Annotated in this window: 13 protein-coding genes; 9 read left to right on the top strand and 4 right to left on the bottom strand. The window is 64.6% G+C overall.

Translation table 11 applies throughout. The features are described from left to right. Nucleotides 1–42 precede the first annotated feature (42 nt). On the top strand, nt 43–1,182 hold the full coding sequence (locus tag GGQ64_RS10805; RefSeq protein ID WP_183803535.1) for an OpgC family protein: 1,140 nt from the start codon (nt 43–45) through the stop codon (nt 1,180–1,182). Nucleotides 1,183–1,336: 154 nt separating this feature from the next. Here the strand turns inward: GGQ64_RS10805 and GGQ64_RS10800 are convergent, their stop codons facing one another. Continuing rightward, nucleotides 1,337–3,094, bottom strand: coding sequence for a glucan ABC transporter ATP-binding protein/ permease (locus tag GGQ64_RS10800; protein ID WP_183803532.1), 1,758 nt, complete (start codon nt 3,092–3,094; stop codon nt 1,337–1,339). 297 nt (nt 3,095–3,391) lie between these two features. Between GGQ64_RS10800 and GGQ64_RS10795 the strand changes: the two genes are divergently transcribed. The 3 genes from GGQ64_RS10795 (at nt 3,392) to GGQ64_RS10785 (ending at nt 8,451) form a co-directional block, all read left to right on the top strand. After that, nucleotides 3,392–4,132, top strand: coding sequence for a LuxR family transcriptional regulator (locus GGQ64_RS10795; protein ID WP_183803529.1), 741 nt, complete (start codon nt 3,392–3,394; stop codon nt 4,130–4,132). Between the two features lie 115 nt (nt 4,133–4,247). Beyond that, nucleotides 4,248–7,703 carry a pyruvate carboxylase gene (gene pyc / locus GGQ64_RS10790; RefSeq protein ID WP_183803526.1) on the top strand — a complete coding sequence of 1,152 codons (3,456 nt, stop codon included), beginning with the start codon at nt 4,248–4,250 and terminating at the stop codon, nt 7,701–7,703. A 193-nt stretch (nt 7,704–7,896) separates the two neighbouring features. Next, entirely contained in the window at nt 7,897–8,451 is a 555-nt protein-coding gene (locus tag GGQ64_RS10785) for a GNAT family N-acetyltransferase (RefSeq protein WP_183803524.1), read from the top strand. A 9-nt stretch (nt 8,452–8,460) separates the two neighbouring features. Here the strand turns inward: GGQ64_RS10785 and GGQ64_RS10780 are convergent, their stop codons facing one another. The 3 genes from GGQ64_RS10780 to acnA form a co-directional block, all read right to left on the bottom strand. Continuing rightward, on the bottom strand, nt 8,461–8,853 hold the full coding sequence (locus GGQ64_RS10780; protein WP_183803521.1) for a DUF2794 domain-containing protein: 393 nt from the start codon (nt 8,851–8,853) through the stop codon (nt 8,461–8,463). A 617-nt stretch (nt 8,854–9,470) separates the two neighbouring features. Continuing rightward, nucleotides 9,471–10,247: a DUF1223 domain-containing protein gene (locus GGQ64_RS10775; protein WP_183803518.1), complete on the bottom strand. Its 777-nt coding sequence runs from the start codon at nt 10,245–10,247 to the stop codon at nt 9,471–9,473. 173 nt (nt 10,248–10,420) lie between these two features. Next, complete coding sequence (acnA, locus tag GGQ64_RS10770; RefSeq protein WP_183803515.1) at nt 10,421–13,114, bottom strand: aconitate hydratase AcnA; 2,694 nt, start codon at nt 13,112–13,114, stop codon at nt 10,421–10,423. A 267-nt stretch (nt 13,115–13,381) separates the two neighbouring features. Here acnA and ccmA point away from each other — a divergent pair, with 267 nt between their 5' ends. The 5 genes from ccmA to GGQ64_RS10745 all read left to right on the top strand — a co-directional run bounded on the left by ccmA (nt 13,382) and on the right by GGQ64_RS10745 (nt 16,587). Next, nucleotides 13,382–14,029 carry a heme ABC exporter ATP-binding protein CcmA gene (gene ccmA, locus GGQ64_RS10765; protein ID WP_183804246.1) on the top strand — a complete coding sequence of 216 codons (648 nt, stop codon included), beginning with the start codon at nt 13,382–13,384 and terminating at the stop codon, nt 14,027–14,029. Between the two features lie 244 nt (nt 14,030–14,273). After that, nucleotides 14,274–14,933 (top strand): heme exporter protein CcmB, encoded by a 660-nt coding sequence (gene ccmB, locus GGQ64_RS10760; RefSeq protein WP_183803512.1) that lies wholly within the window; start codon nt 14,274–14,276, stop codon nt 14,931–14,933. Between the two features lie 60 nt (nt 14,934–14,993). Next, complete coding sequence (locus GGQ64_RS10755) at nt 14,994–15,809, top strand: heme ABC transporter permease (RefSeq protein ID WP_183803509.1); 816 nt, start codon at nt 14,994–14,996, stop codon at nt 15,807–15,809. Beyond that, nucleotides 15,806–15,967 (top strand): heme exporter protein CcmD, encoded by a 162-nt coding sequence (gene ccmD / locus GGQ64_RS10750; RefSeq protein WP_183803506.1) that lies wholly within the window; start codon nt 15,806–15,808, stop codon nt 15,965–15,967. Before GGQ64_RS10755 ends, ccmD begins: the two co-directional genes overlap by 4 nt. After that, nucleotides 15,964–16,587 carry a DsbE family thiol:disulfide interchange protein gene (locus GGQ64_RS10745; RefSeq protein ID WP_183803503.1) on the top strand — a complete coding sequence of 208 codons (624 nt, stop codon included), beginning with the start codon at nt 15,964–15,966 and terminating at the stop codon, nt 16,585–16,587. The genes ccmD and GGQ64_RS10745 overlap by 4 nt, the downstream gene beginning before the upstream one ends.

Here is a 16,587-nt window from a genome sequence, read left to right as displayed (position 1 = left end):
GACTGTTCGGGAAGGCAAGCATTGATACGGAATGAACAAACCATGAGCGTGGCGGAAACGCCGGTGGCAAAGCCGGCGCGCGACACGCGGATCGACGTTCTGCGCGCTCTGGCGCTGATCGCGATCTTCATCAACCATGTTCCGGGCAACCTGCTCGAGCACCTGACGAACAAGAACTTCGGCTTTTCCGATTCGGCCGAGGCCTTCGTGCTGATCTCGGGCATTTCGGCCGGCCTGGCCTTCGGGGCGACGTTCGTTCCTGGCAAGCGCCTCGCCGTCAGCGTGCGAGTCCTGCGGCGTGCCTTCAGCCTCTATGTCGCCCACGTCATGACGAGTCTGGTCACGTTTGCGATCTTCGCCGGCGGGGCGCTCTGGTTCGCACGGCCCGACCTCCTTTCGGAGATCAACCTTCGCGCGGTCGTCGACCGGACCGAGGAGGGGCTGCTCGGCATGGTGCTTCTGGGCCATCAGTTCGGCTACAACAATATCCTGTCGATGTACGCCGTCATCCTGCTGATGCTGCCCGGCATGCTGTGGCTGCATGCGCGCAGCCCCGCGGCGATGCTGACGCTGTCCGGATTGCTGTGGCTTGCCGCGGGCCTCTGGAACATCGCGCCGTCCAATCTCCTGGACGACGGCTACTGGTTCCTCAATCCCTTCTCCTGGCAGTTCCTGTTTGCGATCGGCCTCGCGGCCAGCAGCCGCGCCCGGCGGGGAGCGTGGCCGGGGGCGAACAGGGCAGTGGTCGTCCTGTGCTGCGCCTATCTGGCCGTCTCGCTCGTCTGGGTCGTGCTGTCGCTCTGGTGGATCGATACGTCGTTCGGCCTGCCTGTGGTGATCACCGGCTTCGACAAGACCTTCCTGTCGGCGCCGCGGCTCCTGCACGTGCTCGCGCTCGCCTATCTCCTGGCGATGGTGCCGGCGCTTTCCGGCTGGCTGGCCCTGCCTACGGACCATCCGCTGACGGCGGTCGGCCGCCATGGCCTGGCGATCTTCATCTTCGGGACGATCCTGGCGATGATCGGCCAGGTGCTGGTGTTCATTTCGGGCAAGAGCGTGCTGGTCGGCACGGTCTACGTGATGGTCGGGATCGGGCTGCTGTTCGCCTATGCACGCTATCTGGACTGGTTGGCCGGACTGTCCAAGCCGATCGCCGTCAAGGCCGGCAAGCAACCCGCGTAGAGACGGCAGGCAGCCTCGGAGGAACTCACACCGCCCCCTGGAGCTGAATGCATGAGAAGCGCCCTGGTGGCCACCGGTCGGGGCGGCGGGGCCGCAAAACAAAACGCCGCACTCGAAACCGAATGCGGCGTCTGATCGTCGGTGGCTGGAAGCCTTATGCGGCGGTATGGCTCTTGCGGACGTCCTCGTCGGTGAGGATGCCGCTTGCCCGCAGCAGCGCTGCGAAGCGGCCGTTGCTCTGGCTGAGCTCGTGGAAGGTGCCCATCTCCGCGATGCGGCCATGGTCGAGGAACAGCACCTTGTCCGCCTCGCGCACCGTCGACAGGCGGTGGGCGATGATGAAGGTGGTGCGGTTCTTGCGCAGGTTGTCGATCGCCGCCTTGACGCGGGCCTCGGTCTCGACGTCGAGGGCGCTCGTCGCCTCGTCGAGCACGAGGATCGGGGCATCCTTGAGGATGGCGCGTGCAATCGCGATACGCTGGCGCTCGCCGCCGGACAGGCGGTTGCCGCGTTCGCCGACCCGGGTGTCGTAGCCTTCCTGGCGCGACTGGATGAAGTCGTCGGCTGCCGCGGCCTCGGCCGCATCCATGATCTCGTCATCGGTGGCGCCCTCGCGGCCGAGACGGATATTGTCGGAGATCGAACGGTTGAGCAGGCCGGCGTCCTGGAAGACGGTGGCGATCGACCGGCGCAGCGACTTGCGGGTCACCGTGGAGATGTCGACGCCGTCGATCAGGATCTGGCCGCTCTTGGGCTCATAGACGCGCTGCAGCAGGTTGACGAGCGTGGTCTTGCCGGCACCCGTGGGGCCGACGATCGCGATCGTCTGGCCGGCTTCGGCGGTGAACGAGACGTCGCGAACACCCTGCGTCGCATTGGCGAAGTCGAAGTTGATGTCGCGAAACTCGACCTTGCCGCGGACATCGGTCAGCTCGCCGGCATCGGCCGGCTCCTCGCGGTCCTTGACGGAATCCTCCAGGACGAAGAAGTCCTCCAGCTTGGCGCGCGCCTCGAAGATCTGCTCGGCAAACTGCTTCATCTGGTCCAGGCGGCCGATGAGAAGGCCCGCGAAGCCGATGAAAGCGATAACTTCGCCGACGCGCAGTTCGCCGCGCTGGACGAGGACGGTGCCGATCACGAGGATCGTCATCATGGAGATCGTCGAGGCGATGCGGTTCAGCGCGCTGGCGAGCGCCCACCAGTCGAGCACCGGATACTGGGCGTTGATGAGCTGCTGGGCAAACTGCTTCAGCTGCTTCGTCTCGGCCTCGATGCGGTTGTAGCTATGGACCACCGAGACGTTACTGATGGAGTCCGACACGTGCGAGAAGACCGTGTGATAGTGGCCTTCCACCGAGGCCTGGCCACCGCGGGTCTTGTTCATCACGACCTTGCCGATGATGACATAGGCGATGCCGAGGACGAGGAGCACCAGCGACAGCCGGTAGTCCATGACAAAGGCGGTCGGCACCAGCAGGACGAGCGCGATCGCGGTCGCCAGGTGGGTGCGCATGAACTCGAGCCAGAGGCCGAACATGGTCTCGCAGGCGCGCAGCAGCGTGTGCAGCGCGTTCGAGGTGCCGCGCTGGCTGTGCCAGGAGAGCGGCATGGAGATGATCCGGCCGAAGGCTTCCGTGATCAGGCTGGCGCGGCGGCCATGGGCCAGCCGGTCGGCCTCGCGCGCCACCAGGACGAAGGCGATCGTGTTGAACACGCCGAAGCCGGCCCACATCAGGAGCATCGGCGTGACGGCGCCCTTCGACGAGATGGCGTCGATGATCTTGCCGAAAAGCACCGGCTCGGCGATGGTGATGACCGCCAGCACGACGTTTGCTGCGACGATTGACGACACGCGGAACCGGTATACGGAGAGATAGCTCAGCGCCCGCGTGTAAACCTGGAACAACGACACTTCGAAACCCTTTCGCGGTCCTGTATTGTGCACCGCGTCAATCCTCCGGGATGGACGCCTACACAAGGTCTGTGACCGGTCCTCTCTGAGAGGTTTTGTCCACCAGTCACATCTTCAGCGATGGCCGAATGCTATTTGTTTGTCGATGAATGGACGCTGAACGGTACGTTGCCAAATCGGCGCAACTTGATAAACGGATCGACAGCGGGTGTTTTTCCGCACCGTGCCCGTTTTGCGAGCAGGGGCGATTTTGTGACAAAGTGTTTTGGAGGGGCCGCGTGTCCGGTCGATTTTATTATGAACATCAATCTTCTGGCCCAGTTTACGGGCCTGCTCGATGAATTATCGGTACCCGACGAGCTGCTGCCGGAGTTCGAGCGGCTGCTCGATCATTACGGCTTCGACTACTACGTTGTGGCGCGCCAGCCGAAGCCTCACGAGGATGTGATGGGCCTGGTGCTGGCGGGACGCTGGCCGGAAGGGTGGCCGGAGATCTACGCCCGGAAGAAATACATCGTCATCGATCCGACGGTCCAGTACCTCAACCACGCCCATTCCGCCTTCCGCTGGCGCGATTCCCTGACGGCGCTGCATGCCAATCCCCATCGCAAGCGGATGGAGAGGATGATGGTCGACGCGCGCAACAACGGCCTGGAAGACGGCTATACGTTTCCGGTTCACGGACGCCGCGGCCTGCTCGGAAGCATCACCGTCGGGGGCAAGGCGGTGGACCTGCATCCGGCCGAGATCGGACTGTTCGAGAATGTCGCCAAGAAGCTCTTCTGGAAGCTGCTGCAGCATGCCGACCCGCAGAAGTCGGTGGAGCTGTCGGCGGAGGTCAACCTTCACCTGACACGCCGGGAGATGGAGGCGCTGAACTATCTCGCCGACGGCATGACCTCCCACGAGATCGCCCGCGTGCTGAAGATCTCCAACCACACCGTCGACTGGTACATGAACGGCATCCAGGAGAAACTGAAGGCCAAGAACCGGCACCACGTGGTCGCCCTGTCCTTCCGGCTGGGGCTGATTTCCTGACAGCGTAAATCGTCTGCGGCAGCGCAAGGCGGAAATTGAACTTCCGTTTGGGACTCGCTAATGTTTCTTTTCGCGGGTGCAGCATTCCCGTGTCCAAGTCATTGAGGAGTCCGACTTGCCCATATCCAAGATCCTTGTCGCCAACCGTTCCGAGATCGCGATCCGCGTGTTCCGCGCGGCCAATGAGCTCGGGCTGAAAACTGTCGCGATCTGGGCCGAGGAGGACAAACTGGCGCTGCACCGCTTCAAGGCGGACGAGAGCTACCAGGTCGGCCGCGGGCCGCATCTTGCCCGCGATCTCGGACCGATAGAGAGCTACCTCTCGATCGACGAGGTGATCCGCGTCGCCAAACTTTCCGGGGCGGACGCCATCCACCCGGGTTACGGCCTTCTGTCGGAAAGCCCGGAATTCGCCGAAGCCTGCGCCGTGGCCGGCATCACCTTCATCGGCCCGAGGCCGGATACGATGCGCCAGCTCGGAAACAAAGTGGCTGCGCGCAACCTTGCGATCTCGATCGGCGTGCCGGTCGTGCCCGCGACCGATCCCTTGCCCGATGACGTGGCGGAAGTGGCGAAGATGGCCGAGCAGATCGGCTATCCCGTCATGCTGAAGGCCTCGTGGGGCGGCGGCGGGCGCGGCATGCGCGCGATCCGCGATCCCAAGGACCTCGCCCGCGAAGTCACCGAGGCCAAGCGCGAGGCGAAGGCGGCCTTCGGCAAGGACGAAGTCTATCTCGAAAAGCTCGTGGAGCGCGCCCGCCACGTCGAAAGCCAGATCCTCGGCGATACGCATGGCAACGCCGTTCATCTGTTCGAGCGCGACTGCTCTATCCAGCGGCGCAACCAGAAGGTCGTCGAACGCGCGCCTGCGCCCTACCTGTCGGAGGCGCAGCGCCAGGAGCTTGCCGACTATTCGCTGAAGATCGCCCGAGCCACCAACTATGTCGGGGCCGGCACGGTCGAATACCTGATGGATGTCGATACCGGGAAGTTCTACTTTATCGAGGTCAATCCGCGCATCCAGGTCGAGCACACCGTCACCGAAGAGGTGACCGGCATCGACATCGTCAAGGCGCAGATCCACATCCTCGACGGTTTTGCCATCGGCACGCCGGAATCGGGCGTGCCGACGCAGCAGGACATCCACCTGAACGGCAACGCGCTGCAGTGCCGCATCACGACCGAGGATCCGGAGCAGAACTTCATTCCCGACTACGGGCGCATCACCGCCTATCGCGGCGCCACCGGCTTCGGCATCCGCCTCGACGGCGGCACGGCCTATTCGGGTGCGGTGATCACGCGCTACTACGATCCGCTTCTGGAAAAGGTGACGGCCTGGGCGCCGACGCCCGAGGAGGCGATCCGGCGCATGGACCGTGCGCTGCGCGAGTTCCGTATCCGCGGCGTCGCCACGAACCTGACCTTCCTGGAAGCGATCATCGGGCACCAGCAGTTCCGCGACAACAGCTACACGACGCGCTTCATCGATTCGACGCCGGAGCTGTTCGCGCAGGTGAAGCGCCAGGATCGCGCGACCAAGCTTCTCACCTACCTGGCCGACGTCACCGTCAACGGGCATCCCGAGGCGAAGGGCCGTCCGATGCCGTCCGAGGACATCGCCGCACCGGAAGTGCCCTATTCGGAAGGCAAGATCGCGGCCGGCTCCAAGCAGAAGCTGGACGAACTGGGGCCCCAGAAGTTCGCCGAATGGGTCCGCGCGCAGAAGCAGGTGCTCCTGACCGACACGACCATGCGCGACGGGCACCAGTCGCTGCTGGCCACGCGCATGCGCACCTACGACATCGCCCGCATCGCCGAGACCTATGCGCGCACGCTGCCGCAGCTGTTCTCGCTCGAATGCTGGGGCGGGGCGACCTTCGACGTTTCCATGCGTTTCCTCACGGAGGATCCGTGGGAGCGTCTCGCCATGGTCCGCGAGGGCGCGCCGAACCTGCTGCTGCAGATGCTCCTGCGCGGGGCGAACGGCGTCGGCTACAAGAACTATCCGGACAACGTCGTGAAGTACTTCGTCCGCCAGGCGGCGAAGGGCGGCATCGACGTCTTCCGCGTGTTCGACTGCCTGAACTGGGTGGAGAACATGCGCGTCTCGATGGACGCGGTGGTGGAGGAGAACAAGATCTGCGAGGCCGCGATCTGCTACACCGGCGACATCCTGAGCTCGGCCCGGCCGAAATACGACCTGAAGTACTACACCGCCCTTGCGGCCGAGCTGGAGAAGGCCGGTGCGCACATCATCGCGCTGAAGGACATGGCGGGCCTGCTGAAGCCGGCGGCCGCGCGCGTGCTGTTCAAGGCGCTGCGGGAGGCGACCGACCTGCCGATCCACTTCCATACGCACGACACCTCGGGGATCGCGGCTGCGACCGTGCTCGCCGCGGTGGAAAGCGGCGTCGACGTGGTGGATGCGGCGATGGACGCCCTTTCGGGCAATACCTCGCAGCCCTGCCTCGGCTCGATCGTCGAGGCGCTGCGCGGGTCGGAGCGCGATCCGGGGCTCGACCCGGAATGGATCCGCCGCATCTCGTTCTACTGGGAGGCGGTGCGCCACCAGTACGCCGCGTTCGAAAGCGATCTCAAGGGCCCCGCCTCCGAGGTCTACCTGCACGAGATGCCGGGCGGACAGTTCACCAACCTGAAGGAGCAGGCCCGCTCGCTGGGGCTGGAGACGCGCTGGCACGAGGTGGCGCAGGCCTATGCCGACGCCAACCGCATGTTCGGCGACATCGTCAAGGTGACGCCGTCCTCCAAGGTCGTGGGCGACATGGCGCTGATGATGGTGAGCCAGGACCTGACGGTGGCCGACGTCGAGGATCCCGCCAAGGACGTGTCGTTCCCCGAATCGGTCGTCTCGATGCTCAAGGGCGATCTCGGCCAGCCGCCGGGCGGATGGCCGAAGGCGCTGCAGGAGAAGGTGCTGAAGGGCGAGGCGGCCTTTACGGACCGACCGGGTTCGCTCCTGCCGGATGCCGATCTCGACGCCGAGCGCAAGGCGATCGAAACCAAGCTGGAGCGGACTGTCAGCGACTACGAGTTCGCCTCCTACCTAATGTACCCGAAGGTGTTCACCGACTATGCGCAGGCGGCCGAGACCTACGGGCCGGTCAGCGTGCTGCCGACGCATGCCTATTTCTACGGTATCGCCTCGGGCGAGGAGCTCTTCGCCGACATCGAGAAGGGCAAGACGCTGGTCGTCCTCAACCAGGCGCAGGCCGAGGTCGACGAGAAGGGCATGGTCAAGATGTTCTTCGAACTGAACGGCCAGCCGCGCCCGATCAAGGTCCCCGATCGTAACCGCGGGGCTTCCGGCGCCATCCGCCGCAAGGCGGAAGCCGGCAATGCCGCCCAGCTCGGGGCGCCCATGCCGGGCGTCGTGTCGACGGTGGCCGTCGCTGCCGGCCAGTCCATCAAGGCCGGCGACGTGCTGCTGTCGATCGAGGCTATGAAAATGGAGACGGCCCTGCATGCGGAGAAGGACGGCACCGTTGCGGAAGTCCTCGTGCGGACCGGCGACCAGATCGATGCAAAGGACCTGCTGATCGTGTTCGGCTAGCCGAGGGGCGTCACAGGGGTCTCCAGGGGCGGGCGTCCGTTCGTTCGGAGGAGAGAACCCTTGCAGGTTGGATCGTGCGCGGCTATGCGGTGACGATCCAGCCCTGGGGATCGCCCGAGCCATGCACGCCCCGCGTGTGGAGCAGGTGCCGCAGCGGTCGGGCCGTTTTCATCAAGCCAGTGGTTGCCCATCGATGACCTTTGCCATCCGCAACGCCGCAGAAGGCGACATCGCCGAGATTGCCGGGATCTATCGCGAATCCGTCCTCAACGGCGTCGCGTCCTACGAGATCGATCCGCCTGCGCTCGACGAGATGCAGGCCCGCTTTTCCGCCATTACGTCGGCAGGCTATCCCTACATCGTCGCCACGGACGAGGGCGGGGTGATCCTCGGCTATGCCTATGCCTCCGCATTCCGCACGCGGCCGGCCTACCGGTGGCTGGTGGAAGACTCGATCTATCTGTCGCCGCAGGCCCGTGGCCGCGGCGTCGGCAAGGCGCTGCTGGTGGAACTGGTGGAACGCTGCACCGCCCAAGGCTTCCGGCAGATGGTCGCGGTGATCGGCGGCGCACACCCGGCCTCGGTCGCCGTGCACCGCGCGGTCGGCTTCGAGCATGGCGGATTGATGAAGGCAACGGGCTTCAAGCACGGCCGGTGGCTGGACACGATCATCATGCAGCGCGCACTCGGTGAAGGTGCCTTGAGCGATCCGGCGCTTGATTCTTTCCCGGGAAACAGGGACGCATGAAGCTTCGGTCTAGCTCTTGATCAGCTTCAGGGCCTTGTCGAACACCTTCAGCACCTGGGCGAGGTCATGGCCGCGCTTGAGGATCATGCCGTGGGTGTTCATGACGCTGTAGGCGCCCTGCCGCGATGCGAGCTTCGGGTTCTTCTCGACCCGGAACAGCGGCATCTCGCCGGAGCGCTTGAAGATCGAGAACACCGCCTTCTCGTGGCTATGGTCGATCGCGTAGTCGCGCCACTCTCCCTCGCCGACCATGCGGCCGTAGATTCGGAGGATGGAGTCGAGTTCCTTGCGATGGAAGGTGACCGGAAGCGGGTCTCTGCGGTTGCGGTACTCCCTCAGGTCGACAACGCTCGACCCTTGGGACACGGCTTCTCCCGGCGACAAATCCGGTTGATCAGTCATCAGTTCTCCGCACTTCGACAATGACGGTTGGATGACAGTGTGCCTCACCTGAAAGGAATTGCAAGCGCTGCAGGCCGCGACGCGGCACCGAAAATGCTCCGCAAGCCTGCAAAAGCATCGCAAACAGGCAGACATTTCGTCGCGCCGACGTGTCTCATTTGCGGGCTTTCCGGCCGAATCGGAGGCGGATGAAAGCCCGCAAACACGACCTCGCGATCGGGTTTCCACAGAAAGGCTCATCGATCGTCACCCGCGCATGTGGCGCAAACGCCTGAGAATGCGGACGACCTGTACCGATCCGGGACGCCGTTAACCAGTACGGCACGGCAAAATGCACGCTTGCCCCATTTCAGACAAATCCGCGCCCAATTTTTCTAGGAAAGTCACGACGCTGCCCTGAAGCCGAACCGCTTTGCATGTGCGGGAAATCGGTCGGTCACAGGGCATGCGTCGAAGCTCCAGTATTCCGTTGCCGGAAGCTTCGTCTAGGTCCGGCCCGGCGTGTCTTCGAACCCTCAAGCCCCAGCCCCTCGAAGAGCCCGGTCCGGACCCCCCCATCTTCCAGATCAGCATCGAACTGCCAGAAGGCAGGCAGTCAAGGCAGGCCCGGGTATGCGTTACTGTCGGCGTGCCGTCTGCGGCAGCGTCGATCTTACGACGGTCGCGCCGAGAATGGCTCCGGGCGTATCGGCCGTCTTCATGCGCTGCACGAGGATGGCGCAACCGCCGGTGCCTTTCTGGTTGAGGATGCTGGCCGGCAGGACGAGGGTGGTCTCCTGCCCCTCCCACATGCCGATTGTCTCCATGTCGCGCACCGCATGCCAGTAGGTGACCCGCCGGCCGCGGTTCTCGCCTTCCTTGATGTCCACGTCCTGCTGATCGTCGAAATAGGCTGCAAACACATTGGCCTTGCCGTGGCCGCCGCCGATGCGAATGCGGATCTCGTCCTGGACGATTTCTGCGGATACGTCGACCGACAGGCCGCGGCCCTGTGCGTCGAGCGTTTCGATCTGGCTGCGGATCTGCCCCAATTCCCCGCCGTTCACATGCGCGCGGCCGTTGATCACCGCCTGGGGGGTGTAGACGCTGCCGCGCCCGAACATGCGGGCATAGTCATACTGGCGCTCGGTGTTTTCCTTGGTCGACAGCGTGTCCGTCCAGCCAAGGTAGTTCCAGTAGTCGACATGGAAGGCCAGCGCCACGACCCTGCCTTCGCGGATCAGGGTCTCCAGCGCTTTGTCGGCCTTCGGGCAGGACGAGCATCCCTGGCTGGTGAACAGTTCGACGACGCCCATGGGCTGCTGCGCGGCTGCTTCCTGCGCAAGAGCGCCGCCGCTAGCCGGAACGACTGCCAGCAGGCTCGCAATGCAACCGATGATGAGCAGTCTGGACATGCGGAGTTCCGGAGAAATGCAGGCGAAGTGCCATTGTCGGCGACCGTCATACCCGCTTGCACAGTCAACAGGAAGTCACGATGGAGTGAGGCTTACCTTGCGGGAACTATGCTCCCAAAACAAATGCCGGGGCAATCGCCCCGGCATCGTGTTGACTGAAAATCCAGTCGAAATCAGGCGGCGAGATCGCGCAGAACCGTCTGCAGGATACCGCCGTTGTTCATGTAGGTGACCTCGTCGAGCGTATCGATGCGGCAGAGGAGCGGAACCTCCTTCACCGTACCGTCGCCATAGGTGATCCTGGCGATCTTGCGCTCGCGCGGCTTGATGTCGCCCTCGAGGCCGTCGATCTCGACGAGTTCGTCGCCCTTGAGGTCAAGGCTTGCCCAGGTCGTGCCTTCCTCGAAGACGAAGGGCACGATGCCCATGCCGACGAGATTGGAACGGTGGATGCGCTCGAAGGACTGCGCGATCACGGCCTTGACGCCGAGAAGGTTGGTACCCTTGGCCGCCCAGTCGCGCGAGGAGCCGTTGCCGTATTCGACGCCGGCGAAGATGACGAGCGGCACGCCCTCTTCCTTGTACTTCATGGCCGCGTCGTAGATCGACATCTCTTCCTTGGACGGATAGTGGATGGTGTAGCCACCTTCCTTGCCGTTCGGGCCGAGCATGTGGTTGCGGATGCGGATATTGGCAAACGTGCCGCGCATCATCACCTCATGGTTGCCGCGGCGCGTGCCGTACTGGTTGAAGTCGGCGACGCCGACACCGTTCTCGATAAGGTAAGCACCTGCCGGCGAGGCGGCCTTGATCGAGCCGGCGGGCGAAATGTGGTCGGTGGTGATCTTGTCGCCGAACAGGCCGAGGACGCGGGCACCCTTGATGTTCTTGATGCCGGAACCCTTCTTGCCCATGCCGACGAAGTAGGGCGGGTTCTGCACGTAGGTCGACTTGTCGTCCCAGGCATAGGTCTGCCCGGCCGGAACCTGCACCGCCTGCCAGTTCTCGTCGCCCTTGAAGACGTCGGCATACTTCGACGCGTAGAGTTCGCGGGTGACGTATTTCAGGATGAATTCCTGGATCTCGTGGGAGGTCGGCCAGATGTCCTTCAGGTAGACCGGCTTGCCGTCCTTGTCCTCGCCGATCGGCTCATGGGTCAGGTCCTTGCGAACCGTGCCTGCGAGCGCGTAGGCGACAACCAGCGGCGGCGAGGCCAGGTAGTTGGCCTGGACGTCCGGCGAGATGCGGCCTTCGAAATTGCGGTTGCCGGAGAGCACGCCGGCGGTGATCAGGCCCTTGTCGTTGATCGTCTTGGAGATCGGCGCCGGCAGCGGGCCGGAGTTGCCGATGCAGGTGGTGCAGCCGAAGCCGACGAGATTGAAGCCGAGCGCGTCGAGGTCCTTCTGCAGGCCCGACTTGGCGAGGTATTCGCCGACCACCTGCGATCCCGGTGCCAGCGAGGTCTTCACCCAGGGCTTGGTCTTCAGGCCCTTGGCGACGGCGTTGCGGGCCAGAAGGCCGGCAGCGATCAGCACGCTCGGGTTGGAGGTGTTGGTGCACGAGGTAATGGCGGCGATCGCCACGTCGCCGTGGCCGATGTCGTAGTCGGTGCCCTCGACCGCATAGCGGTTTTCAAGCTGGCCAGGCTTCTTGTAGTCGTTCTCGAGCGCGGTCGCGAAGTTCGGCGCGATAGTCTCGAGCGGCAGGCGGCCCTCGGGGCGCTTCGGGCCGGCCATCGAGGGCACGACCTCGCCGAGGTCGAGCTCCAGCGTGTCGGTGAAGACGAGCTCGGAGCCGTCGCCGTCACGCCACATGCCCTGGGCCTTGGAATAGGCTTCGACCAGGGCGATCCGCTGCTCTTCGCGGCCGGACATGGTCAGGTAGTTGATCGTTTCGGCATCGACCGGGAAGAAGCCGCAGGTGGCGCCGTATTCCGGGCCCATGTTGCCGATGGTGGCGCGGTCGGCCAGCGTCATGTTGTCGAGGCCGGGGCCGAAGAATTCGACGAACTTGGAGACGACGCCCTTCTTGCGCAGCATCTGCACGACGGTGAGCACGAGGTCGGTGGCGGTGACGCCTTCCTTCAGCTTGCCCGTCAGCTTGAAGCCGATGACTTCCGGCAGCAGCATGGAGACCGGCTGGCCGAGCATGGCAGCCTCGGCCTCGATGCCGCCCACGCCCCAGCCGAGAACGCCGAGGCCGTTGATCATGGTGGTGTGGCTGTCGGTGCCGACGCAGGTGTCCGGATAGGCGATCGTCTCGCCGTCCTCTTCCTTGGTCCAGACGGTCTGGCCGAGATATTCGAGGTTGACCTGGTGGCAGATGCCCGTGCCGGGCGGAACCACGCGGAAGTTCTTGAACGCCTGCTGGCCCCACTTGAGGAAGCGGTAGCGCTCGCCGTTGCGCTGGTATTCGAGTTCGACGTTGCGGGCAAACGCGGTTGCTGTGCCGAACTCGTCGACGATGACGGAGTGGTCGATGACGAGGTCGACGGGCACGAGCGGGTTGATCTTTTCCGGATCGCCGCCGAGCGCCTTGATGCCGTCACGCATGGCGGCGAGGTCGACGACGGCGGGAACGCCGGTGAAGTCCTGCATCAGCACGCGGGCGGGGCGGTAGGCGATCTCGCTCTCGGTCAGGCCCTTGTTCGTCAGCCAGGCGGCGACGCTCTCAATGTCCTTCTTCGTGACCGAGCGGCCATCCTCGTTGCGCAGCAGGTTCTCGAGAAGCACCTTCATCGAATAGGGAAGCTTCGAGACGCCGGTAAGACCGTTGGCCGCGGCCTTGGGCAGGCTGAAATAAACATAGTCGACGCCGCCGACTGTGAGGGTCGAGCGACAGTTGAAGCTGTCTAGGGATTTGGACACTGGATACCCCGTTCCGTCTGGTCGCCAAAAGCTGACGTACGAACGCCCGTGCGCCTGAGAAGCGCTGTATGGGATGCGGGTGCGGCCATTTCCGCTGTCCGTACGCGGAAGTCATTCCGGGTTCGGCGCAAGGATGAAATTCACGCCGACCGCTGGCGTGTTGCGGGCCTTATAGATAATTTCTAAGGAACGATCCAGAGGACCGGTGTATGGATCGGAAGAATTTTTTTGCAGTGCGACCAAGGTCGCAGAGGGAAAGTGAACAGGATGCGCCTCGTTGCCGAGCGCCTGAGTGCAAGACGGGGCGAAGACCTGATCTTCCGGGACATTTCCTTCGAAATCGGGGCCGGCGAGGTGCTGGTGGTGAAGGGGCCGAACGGCTCGGGCAAGTCGACATTGCTGCGCGTCGTGGCCGGCCTGCTTGCCCGGGAAACCGGCAAGATCAGGCTCACCGGCGAGGGGGCGCAGGCGTTCGAGACCGTTGCAACCGCCTGCCACTATCTCGGCCACCACAATGCGATGAAGCGCGAGCTGACGGTTGCGGAAAACCTGCGTTTCTGGAAGGACTTTGCCGGTGATTCCACCAGCGGCTCTGGTATCGGCATCGACGCGGCGGCCGAAGCCGTCGGCCTCGGCGGCATCGTGCACCTGCCGTTCGGCTACCTTTCCGCCGGCCAGCAGCGGCGGATGGCGATGGCGAAGCTGCTTGTCGCCTGGCGGCCGGTCTGGATCCTCGACGAACCGACCGCGGCGCTCGATGCGGCAGCCGAGACGATGTTCGCCGGGCTGGTGAAGGCGCATCTCGGGCGCGGCGGGCTGGCGATTGCGGCAACGCACCAGCCGCTCGGCCTCGGTGCGGTGGCGGAACTGCACATGGCTGGCTTTGCTGGAGAAAACGTGGAGGCCTGGGCGTGAGGGTGGCGATATCCGTACCCCCCCTCTGCCCTGCCGGGCATCTCCCCCTCGAGGGGGGAGATCGGATAGCAGCCACACTCTGCCCTCAAGCAGCAGATCCGTTTGGCGCAACGACGAAGCAACGGGTTTTGACAGCAGGACGCAGCAGTCGTTTCGGCCAATGGCGGCGCGCCTTGCCGATCTCCTCCCTTGAGAGGGAGATGCCCGGCAGGGCAGAGGGGGGGCAGATTCGAGGTATCCAACCATGACCGCTCTCCTTCTTCGAGACCTGAAACTCTCGGTGCGCGCCGGGGGCGGGGCGATGATCGGGGTTCTGTTCTTCATGACCGTGGTCGCCGTCATCCCCTTCGGCGTCGGGCCGGACCTGAACCTGCTTGCCCGAATCGGACCGGCGATCCTTTGGATCGGCGCGCTGCTGGCCTCCCTCCTCGGTCTCGACCGGCTGTTCCAGGCCGAGCGCGAGGACGGTTCGCTCGACCTCATCCTGATGCAGGAGACGCCGCTGGTGCTGACGGTGCTGGTCAAGTGCCTGGCGCACTGGATCGCGACCGGCCTGCCGCTGGTGATCGCCTCGCCGCTCCTGGCGCTGTTCATGAACATGGACGCGCCGGCGATGGCCGCGACCATGCTGACGCTTCTCGTCGGAACGCCGGCGATCACCTTCATCGGGGCTGCGGGTGCCGCCGTCGCCGTGGCGCTGCCGCGCGGCGGGCTGCTCGTCTCCATTCTCGTGCTGCCGCTCGCCATCCCGGTGCTGATCTTCGGCGTCAGCGCCGTCTATGCCGCGGTGCAGGAGCCCGCGCCGTTCCTGCCACCTTTCCTGTTTCTGACCGCGCTGACGCTCGTCTTTGCCGTCATCGGCCCGGTCGCCGCCGCCGCGGCACTCCGCGCATCGACGGATTGACGCAAATGTGATTGATGGCGGTCAATTGCAGCGATGGGGCGAAAGCGGTAAACAGAGCCCATGAGCGAACAGAGCCTGGCCATTCGCAAGTTTTCCGACCTCGCCAATCCGACCCGGTTCCTGGCGTTGAGCGCGGCCGTCTGGCCATGGATGGCGGCGGTCACGGCGCTGTTCTTCGCCGTCGGCCTCTATCTCTGTTTTTCGACCGTCGGCGACTACCAGCAGGGCGAGACGGTGCGGATCATGTATATCCACGTACCCGCCGCCTGGCTGTCGATGATGTGCTACTCGGTGATGGCGCTCTCGGCGCTCGGAACGCTCGTCTGGCGGCATCCGCTCGCCGACGTCTCGGCGAAGACGGCAGCGCCGATCGGCGCCTGTTTCACCTTCATCGCGCTGATCACCGGCTCGCTGTGGGGCAAGCCGATGTGGGGCACCTGGTGGGTATGGGACGCACGGCTGACCTCGGTGTTCGTGCTCTTCTTGATGTATCTCGGGCTGATTGCGCTGAACCGCGCGGTCGACGATCCGACGCGGGCGGCCAAAGTGGGGGCCATCCTGATCCTCGTGGGCTTCGTGAACATCCCGATCATCAAGTTCTCGGTCGAATGGTGGAACACGCTGCACCAGCCGGCGAGCGTCATCCGCCTCGACGGGCCGACGATCGACCCGGAATTCCTGCGGCCGCTCGTCGTCATGGCGATCGCCTTCACGCTGCTGTTCTTCACCCTGCACATCCTTGCGATGCGCAACGAGATCCTGCGCCGGCGCGTGGCGACCTTGCGGCGGCTGGCCGCGCGTTCCGCCGGGCACGGTTCCGGTGGCCCCGGTCTTGCAGGCCCCGGTCTGGCCGCCCCTGAGGAGGCGCCGCGATGAACCATGCCGCCTATGTCGCCGCCGCCTATGCGGCTGCCTTAGCCACGGTTGCCGGCCTCATACTCTGGGTCTGGCTTGACGGCCGCGCGCGGCGGCGCGAACTGGCGACGCTGGAGGCTTCCGGCATCCGCCGTCGCTCTGCCGGAGAGGCGAGATGAGCGTACCTGCAGACGAGAAGGCGGCGGAAAAGCCGCCCGGATCGCGTACGCGCGTGCTGCTGGCGCTGATACCGCTCGCGATCTTCGTGGCGCTGGCTGCGATCTTCTTCTTCCAACTGCGCTCGGGGCGCGATGTCTCGGAGATCCCGTCGGCGCTGATCGGCACCAAGGCGCCGTTCCGCGATCTGGAACCCCTGGCAGGGGCGATGCGCGACGGCGTTGCGATCCCGGCGCTGGGTACCGAGACGACGAAGGGCAAGCTGACCCTCGTCAATTTCTGGGCGTCCTGGTGTGTGCCCTGCCGGCAGGAGCACCCGGTCATCATGGCCCTGTCGCAGGATCCTCGTCTGAACGTCGTCGGCGTCAACTACAAGGACGGCACCGAGAACGCGCTACGCTTCCTCGGCGAGCTCGGCAATCCCTTCGCCGCCATCGGGCTGGATCCGAACGGCAAGATGGCGATCGATTTCGGGGTCTACGGCATTCCGGAGTCCTATCTCGTCAGTCCCGACGGCACGATCCTCTACAAGAAGGTCGGTCCGTTCGACGAGAACAGCCTGCGCAACGGCCTGATGCCCGCGATCGAAAAGGCGCTGGCTGCGCCGGTGCAGGCGGGCTGA

The organism is Mycoplana azooxidifex, from assembly GCF_014196765.1.
In the GTDB taxonomy this organism is placed as follows: domain Bacteria; phylum Pseudomonadota; class Alphaproteobacteria; order Rhizobiales; family Rhizobiaceae; genus Mycoplana; species Mycoplana azooxidifex.
The sequence above is the reverse complement of the archived record's forward strand: the minus strand, read 5'-3'. Positions and strand labels throughout refer to the sequence as shown.